Genomic DNA, 6,578 nt, shown 5'->3' on the forward strand with positions numbered 1-6,578 from the left:
CGAGCCACGCTTCCCAGTTTCTTACAAACTGGCGTTGAGCGCCTTGATTGGCATCTGCAGATCCTCGAGCAGTTCCAGATCGGCCTCGGCCGGCCGGCCGAGCGTGGTCAGGTAGTTCCCGACGATCACGGCGTTGACGCCGCCGAGCATTCCCTTGCTCGCCAGGTCGCCGAGGGCGAGTTCGCGGCCGCCGGCGTAGCGGATGATGGTGCGCGGCAGGGCCAACCGGAAGGCGGCCACCGTCTTCAACGCCGTCGCCGCGTCGAGGACCGGCAGGTCGCCGAACGGCGTACCCGGACGTGGATTGAGAAAGTTCAGTGGCACCTCGTCCGGTTCGAGCGCCGCGAGCTGGGCCGCGAACTCCGCCCGTTGCTCGAGCGACTCGCCCATCCCGACGATCCCGCCGCAGCAGACCTCCATGCCGGCCGTCCGCACCATGCTCAGGGTCGACCAGCGCTCCTCCCAGCTGTGCGTGGTGACCACCTGCGGGAAGTAGGACCGGGCCGTCTCCAGGTTGTGGTTGTACCGGTGTACGCCGATCCCGGCCAGCTCGTCGACCTGATCCTGGGTGAGCATCCCCAGCGAGCAGGCGATGTTGATGTCGACCTCGGCGCGGATCGCGGCGACCGATTCGCGCACCTGGTCCATGAGCCGCTCGTTCGGCCCGCGCACCGCCGCCACGATGCAGAACTCGGTCGCTCCGGTCGCCGCGGTCTCCCGGGCGGCCCGCACCAGCGACGGCACGTCCAGCCAGGCCGAGCGCACCGGGGAGTCGAACAGACCCGACTGGGAGCAGAAGTGGCAATCCTCGGGGCAGCCGCCGGTCTTGGCGCTGACGATCCCCTCGACCTCGACCTCCGGTCCGCACCAGCGCATCCGCACCTCGTGCGCGACCTCCAGCAGCTCGTCGAGCCGCCCGTCGTCCACCTGCAGGCAGGCGAGGGTCTGGGCCTCGTCGAGGCCGTGACCGCCGTCGCGGACCTGCTCGCGGGCGGTGGTCAGGATGTCGGGCACGTCAGGTGCTCCTGTCCTCGGCGCTGGCGTGCATCTGCACCCCGAAGTCTGCCGCATCGAATCGGCCGCCGTACGCCGGGGAGAGGCCGGTCCGCGCGGCGCCGAGGAAGTCCGGCGCGGCGGCCGCTCCCTCGGCGAGCGCCCCGGCAATCGGTCGCCCGCCCAATGCGGCCAGGTCATCGACATTGACGCGGGCGGCCAGGTCGGGCCGCCGCGGCCACGATCCGACGACGATGCCGGACAGGGTGATCCCCCGTCCGGCCATGACTTCGAGCGTGAGCGCGGTGTGGTTCAGCGTCCCGAGGCCGGCCGCGACCACAAGCAGCGCCGGGGCAGCGAGCAGCCGGGTCAGGTCGGCGATCGTCCAGCCGTCGGGACCGAACCGCACCAGCAGCCCGCCGGCACCCTCCACGAGGACCAGGTCGCGCTGCTCGGCGAGCGACCGGATCCGGCGGGCCACGTCGTCGACGGTGGGTGCGGGGAGCCCGCTGCGCCGGGCCGCGGCCTCCGGTGACAGCGGGTCGGGGTAGCGGGCGTATTCGTGCAGATCGTCCACTGTGGACAGGCGTCGTACCTCCGCCAGATCGCCCGGCTCGTCGGGCCCCACACCGGTCTGGGCGGGTTTCACCACAGCGACCGTCGACCGCCGGTCGGCGGCCAGTGCCGCGACAGCGGCCGTCACGACAGTCTTTCCCACGTCCGTGCCGGTCCCGGTGACCACCAGAATGCTCATCGCCGGGAGCCTACGGTCCGTCCTTCCGCGGTCTGCGGGAGAATGCCCCGCATGACGATCGACGACCCGCAGCCCGGCGCGCAGATGGGTGCAGACATCCTCGAGCAACCGGTCGTGCTCGGCACCCTGCTCGGCGAAGGTGCCGGGTCGATCGCGGCCGTCGCGGAGGTTGTTCGTGCCCGGCGTCCCCGGTTCGTGCTGCTGGTGGCGCGCGGCACCTCCGACCACGCGGCGCTCTACGCGAAGTACCTCGTCGAGATCCGGCTCGGCCTTCCCGCCGGACTCGCCTCACCGTCGACCATGACCGTCTACGGCGCCCGGCCGGATCTGCGCGACGTCCTGGTCGTCGCGGTGAGCCAGAGTGGCGGGTCGCCCGACCTCGTCGGGTCGGTGGAGGCGGCCCGGTCCTGCGGCGGACTGACCGTCGCGGTGACCAACAACGCGGAGTCCGCCCTCGCGTCCGCTGCCGAACTGCACATCGACGTCGGCGCCGGACACGAGCGGGCCGTCGCCGCCACGAAGACCTATACGGCCGAACTGCTCGCGCTCTACCTGCTCATGGAGGCGGTGCGGGTCGGTTCGGTGGACGAGGCCGTCGCCACCGCCAAACCGCTGCCGGTGCTCGCGGAGCAGCTCATCAGCGAATCCGCGGGCCCCGTCGCCGCCCTGGTCCAGCGTTACCGGTTCGCCGAACGGATGATCACCACCGCCCGCGGCTACGCCTATCCGACCGCCCGCGAGGCTGCCCTGAAGCTGATGGAGACCTGCTACCTGCCGACTCAGGCGTTCTCCGGCGCCGACCTGTTGCACGGCCCGTTGGCGATGGTCGACCGGGAGATGCCGGTGCTGGCCGTGGCGCCGCACGGTGAGGGCGGGCAGGCGCTGCGCCCGGTGCTCGAGCGGCTGGCCGAGGGCGGGGCCGATCTGCTCGTCATCGGCGACCCGGCGGCCGTGCCGCACGCCGCGCACCTGCCGTTGCCGACGGTCGCGGAGGAACTCTCGCCGGTGCTGGAGATCCTTCCGCTGCAGTTGTTGGCCCGTGATCTCGCGGTGGCCCGCGGCGGTAATCCGGACGCGCCGCGCGGCCTGTCGAAGATCACCGAGACCTGGTGACCGGCGTGGACCTGGATCCGTCGGCAGCGGGTGCCGCCGACGGGCTTGGTGGACTCACCACCGAGGGTCGCCGGCCGGATCTGGCCGACCTCGACCTGCGGTCCACCGCCGACCTCGTGGCGCTGATGGGCGCCGAGGACGCGACGGTCCCGCTCGCCGTCGCCACCGCCGCGGTGCAGATCGCGACGGTGGTCGACGCCGTGGCCGGGCGGATGCGTGACGGCGGCCGCCTGATCTATGTCGGCGCCGGCAGCGCGGGGCGGATCGGGCAGATGGACGCCGCCGAGATCGTGCCGACGTTCGGGGTCGACCCCGCCCGGGTGATCGGACTGCTGGCCGGCGGCCGGGACGCGGCGACGACCGCCCAGGAGAACGTCGAGGACGACGCGGCCGCCGGCGCGGACGCGGTGCAGGCGCTGGCGGTAGGCCCCGCGGACAGCGTGATCGGCGTGGCGGCGAGCGGTCGGACGCCGTACACGCTCGGCGCGCTGCGGTCGGCCCGGCGTGCGGGGGCGTTCACGGCCGCGCTGGTCTGCAACCACGGCTCGCCGATGGCCGAGGCCGCCGAGGTGGCCCTCGAGGTCGTGGTCGGTGCCGAGGTGATCGCCGGCTCCACCCGGCTCAAGGCCGGCACCGCGCAGAAGCTCGTGCTCAACACGATTTCGACGCTGGTCATGGTGCGCCTGGGCAAGACCTACGGCGACCTGATGGTCGATGTCCGGCCCACGAACGAGAAGCTGCGCGGCCGCGCCCGTCGGATCGTGGCCCAGGCGGCCGGGTGCGACGAGCGGGTCGCGGCGACCGCCCTCGACGACGCCGGCGGGCGGACCCGGGTCGCGATCGTGCACCTGCTCACCGGCGTATCGATCGCGGCGGCGGCGGAGTTGACCGACTCCCACGACAGCCTGCGGGCCGCAGTCGATGCCGGCCGGGTCTGATCGGCGACCCGCGCTACCGCACGACCTCGCGTACCGCCCGGTCGACGACGGCCACGAGTTCGGTCACGTCGTCGTCCCCCATGGCCAGCGGCGGCATGAGGACGACCACGTCACCGAGCGGCCGCACGATCACGCCGAGCTCGCGGGCCCGCCGGCACACCGCGTCGCCGGTGCGTTCGCCGACGCTGTGCACCTCGATCCCTGTCATCGTGCCGATCCGGCGGATCTCGCTCACGCCGTCGTAGGCGGCGAGTGGCTCCAGCAGCCTGCCCAGTCGGCGGCCGAGCGACTCTGCCGCGGCCACGGTGTCACGCTCGCGCATCAGCCTGAGGTTGGCGATCGCCGCCGCGGCGCACAACGGGTTGGCAGTGTAGGTGTGCCCGTGGAAGAACGTCTTGTCGGCGGAGCCGAGAAACGCTTCGTAGACCGACTCGCGGGCCAGGACCGCGGACAGCGGCAGGTAGCCGCCGGTCACCCGCTTGCCGCAGGTGAGCAGGTCCGGGCTGACGCCGGCGTGCTCCACCGCCCACCACCGACCGGTCGCGCCGATGCCGGTGGCTACCTCGTCGGCCACCATGGCCGCGCCGTGGCGGTCGCAGAGCCGTCGTACGCCGCGCAGGAACTCCGCGTCGTGGGTGAGCATGCCGCCGGCCGCCTGCACCATCGGCTCGACGACGATCGCGCAGACGCGGTCGCCGTCGCGGGCCATCAGGGCGGCGAGTTCGTCGACCACTTCGGTGGCGCGATCGGTCGCCGTCTGCCCGGGCTTGCGGACGCCCGGCGAGGAGACCATCCGGGTGTCGAGCAGGATCGGCCGGTACGCCGCGTGGAACGTCGCGATCCCGCCGACGCTGACCGCGCCGAGGGTGTCTCCGTGGTAGCCCTCGGCGAGGTGCACGAAGAGTGGGCGGACCTCGCCGCGCTGGTCGGCCGCCTGGAACGCCATCTTGATCGCGGCCTCGACCGCCGACGCGCCGTCCCCGGCGTAGAACACCCGGGACAGCCCGGCCGGGGCGACCGAGAGCAGCTCCTCGGCCAGCTCGACCCCGGGCCGGTGGCTCAGCCCGAGAAACGTGGAGTGGTCCAGGCGGTCGAGCTGGGCCCGGATCGCGGCATCGATGGCGGGCTCGCGGTGTCCGTGCACCGTCACCCACAGCGAGCTGACGCCGTCGAGGTAGCGCCGGCCCTGATCGTCGACGAGGTGCATCCCGTCGGCGGACTCGATGACGAGCGGATCGTCGTCGGGCCACCGGCTGTGCTGGGTGAACGGGTGCCAGACCGAGCGCAGGTCGCGGTCCACCCAGTCGGAGGTGCTCATGGTTCGCAGTCTGGCACGCTGGCCACGTGTCGATCCTGTCCGACCTCCTCGCCGAGAACACCACGCTGGAGCCGGCCGGCGTCGACCACCTGCAGTGGCTGGTCACCGAGTGGCAGCTCCTCGCCGACCTCTCCTTTGCCGACCTGCTGCTGTGGGTGCCGACCACGCGCGGTGACCTCCTGTGCGTCGCGCAGGTGCGTCCGACGACCGGGCCCACGACCTATCAGGAGGACCAGGTCGGACGCCGCCAGCCGGTCGACGCGGCCTTCCCGCTCGCGGTGGCGTTGCGCGAGCGGCGGATCTGCCGGGAGGCCGACCCGGACTGGGACGGCGACCTGCCGGTACGCCGGGAAGGAATCCCGGTCCGGAAGGGCGACCAGGTGATCGCCGTGCTCTCCCGGGATACCAACCTCGCGGCCGCGCGGTCCCCGAGCGCACTCGAGCTCGCCTACCTGCAGGCCGCCGGCGAGTTGTGCCAGATGGTCGCGGAAGGGACCTTCCCGACCGCCGCCGACGACCCCGAGGCGCACGTCGGCCCGCGCGCCGGCGACGGGCTGCTCCGGGTCGATGCCACGGGCGTGGTCGTCTACGCCAGCCCCAACGCCCTGTCGGCGTACCGGCGGCTCGGTGTCGCGGGCGACGTGCGGGGAACGGAGCTCGGCCCGCTCACCCGCTCGCTCGCCACCGACCCGTTCGACGGGGAGGAGGTCGCCAACCGCATCCGGGCGGCGGTGGCCGGCCAGCGTCCGGAGCGGATGGAAATCGACGCCGGGGGCGCGACGGTCCTGGTCCGGGCGTTACCGCTCCGGCCGGGCGGCGCGGCCCGCGGTGCCCTGGTGCTGATCCGCGACGTCACCGAGGTACGCCGCCGGGACCGGCAGCTGATGACCAAGGACGCGACCATCCGGGAAATCCACCACCGGGTCAAGAACAACCTGCAAACCGTCGCAGCATTGCTGCGGTTGCAGTCCCGTCGAACGTCCCATGATTCCGCTCGCGACGCGCTCACCGAGTCGGTCCGCCGGGTGACGTCCATCGCGATGGTGCACGAAACCCTGGCCCAGTCCGTCGACGAACGCGTCAACCTGGACGAACTGGTGGACCGGGTGGTGCCGATGATGGGCGACCTGGCAGGCACCGATGGCCGCGTCACCGTACGCAGGGAAGGCGACTTCGGTGTGGTGTCAGCAGATCGGGCGACCGCGTTGGTGTTGGTGCTGACCGAGTTGTTGCAGAACGCGTTCGAGCACGCCTATCCCGCGCCGGAGCGTGGTGAGGTGGTGTTGCACGTGGACCGCGGCGCCAAGTGGCTCGACGTCCTGATCTCCGACACCGGCAAGGGCCTGCCGCGCGGGTTCTCACTGGAGCGCACCGAACGGCTCGGCCTGCAGATCGTGCGCACGCTGGTGGACAGCGAGCTGCGCGGGTCGTTGTCGTTGCGCCGCAGGGAACGTGGCGGCAC

6 protein-coding genes are annotated in these 6,578 nt (G+C 72.4%); 3 read left to right on the plus strand and 3 right to left on the minus strand.

Features of this window, described 5'->3' with window-relative positions:
* Positions 1-21: 21 nt before the first annotated feature.
* The gene (gene bioB, locus VGH85_02575; GenBank protein ID HEY2172673.1) at positions 22-1,071 is read right to left on the minus strand and encodes a biotin synthase BioB; all 1,050 of its coding nucleotides are present in this window, start codon (positions 1,069-1,071) and stop codon (positions 22-24) included.
* On the minus strand, positions 1,016-1,747 hold the full coding sequence (gene bioD, locus VGH85_02580) for a dethiobiotin synthase (GenBank protein HEY2172674.1): 732 nt from the start codon (positions 1,745-1,747) through the stop codon (positions 1,016-1,018). The genes bioB and bioD overlap by 56 nt, the downstream gene beginning before the upstream one ends.
* 84 nt (positions 1,748-1,831) lie before the next feature.
* On the opposite strand from bioD, the gene VGH85_02585 reads away from it, so the two are divergent.
* Positions 1,832-2,860, plus strand: coding sequence for an SIS domain-containing protein (locus VGH85_02585; protein HEY2172675.1), 1,029 nt, complete (start codon positions 1,832-1,834; stop codon positions 2,858-2,860).
* Positions 2,857-3,798 (plus strand): N-acetylmuramic acid 6-phosphate etherase, encoded by a 942-nt coding sequence (gene murQ, locus VGH85_02590; GenBank protein ID HEY2172676.1) that lies wholly within the window; start codon positions 2,857-2,859, stop codon positions 3,796-3,798. The genes VGH85_02585 and murQ overlap by 4 nt, the downstream gene beginning before the upstream one ends.
* A gap of 13 nt (positions 3,799-3,811) precedes the next feature.
* Here murQ and bioA read toward each other — a convergent pair whose 3' ends face one another.
* Positions 3,812-5,116 (minus strand): adenosylmethionine--8-amino-7-oxononanoate transaminase, encoded by a 1,305-nt coding sequence (gene bioA, locus VGH85_02595; GenBank protein HEY2172677.1) that lies wholly within the window; start codon positions 5,114-5,116, stop codon positions 3,812-3,814.
* 26 nt (positions 5,117-5,142) lie between these two features.
* Between bioA and VGH85_02600 the strand changes: the two genes are divergently transcribed.
* Positions 5,143-6,578 (plus strand): histidine kinase N-terminal domain-containing protein (locus tag VGH85_02600; protein ID HEY2172678.1); only part of this gene is annotated, 1,436 nt, incomplete at its 3' end.

It is taken from the genome of Mycobacteriales bacterium (assembly GCA_036497565.1).
In the GTDB taxonomy this organism is placed as follows: Bacteria; Actinomycetota; Actinomycetes; order Mycobacteriales; family QHCD01; genus DASXJE01.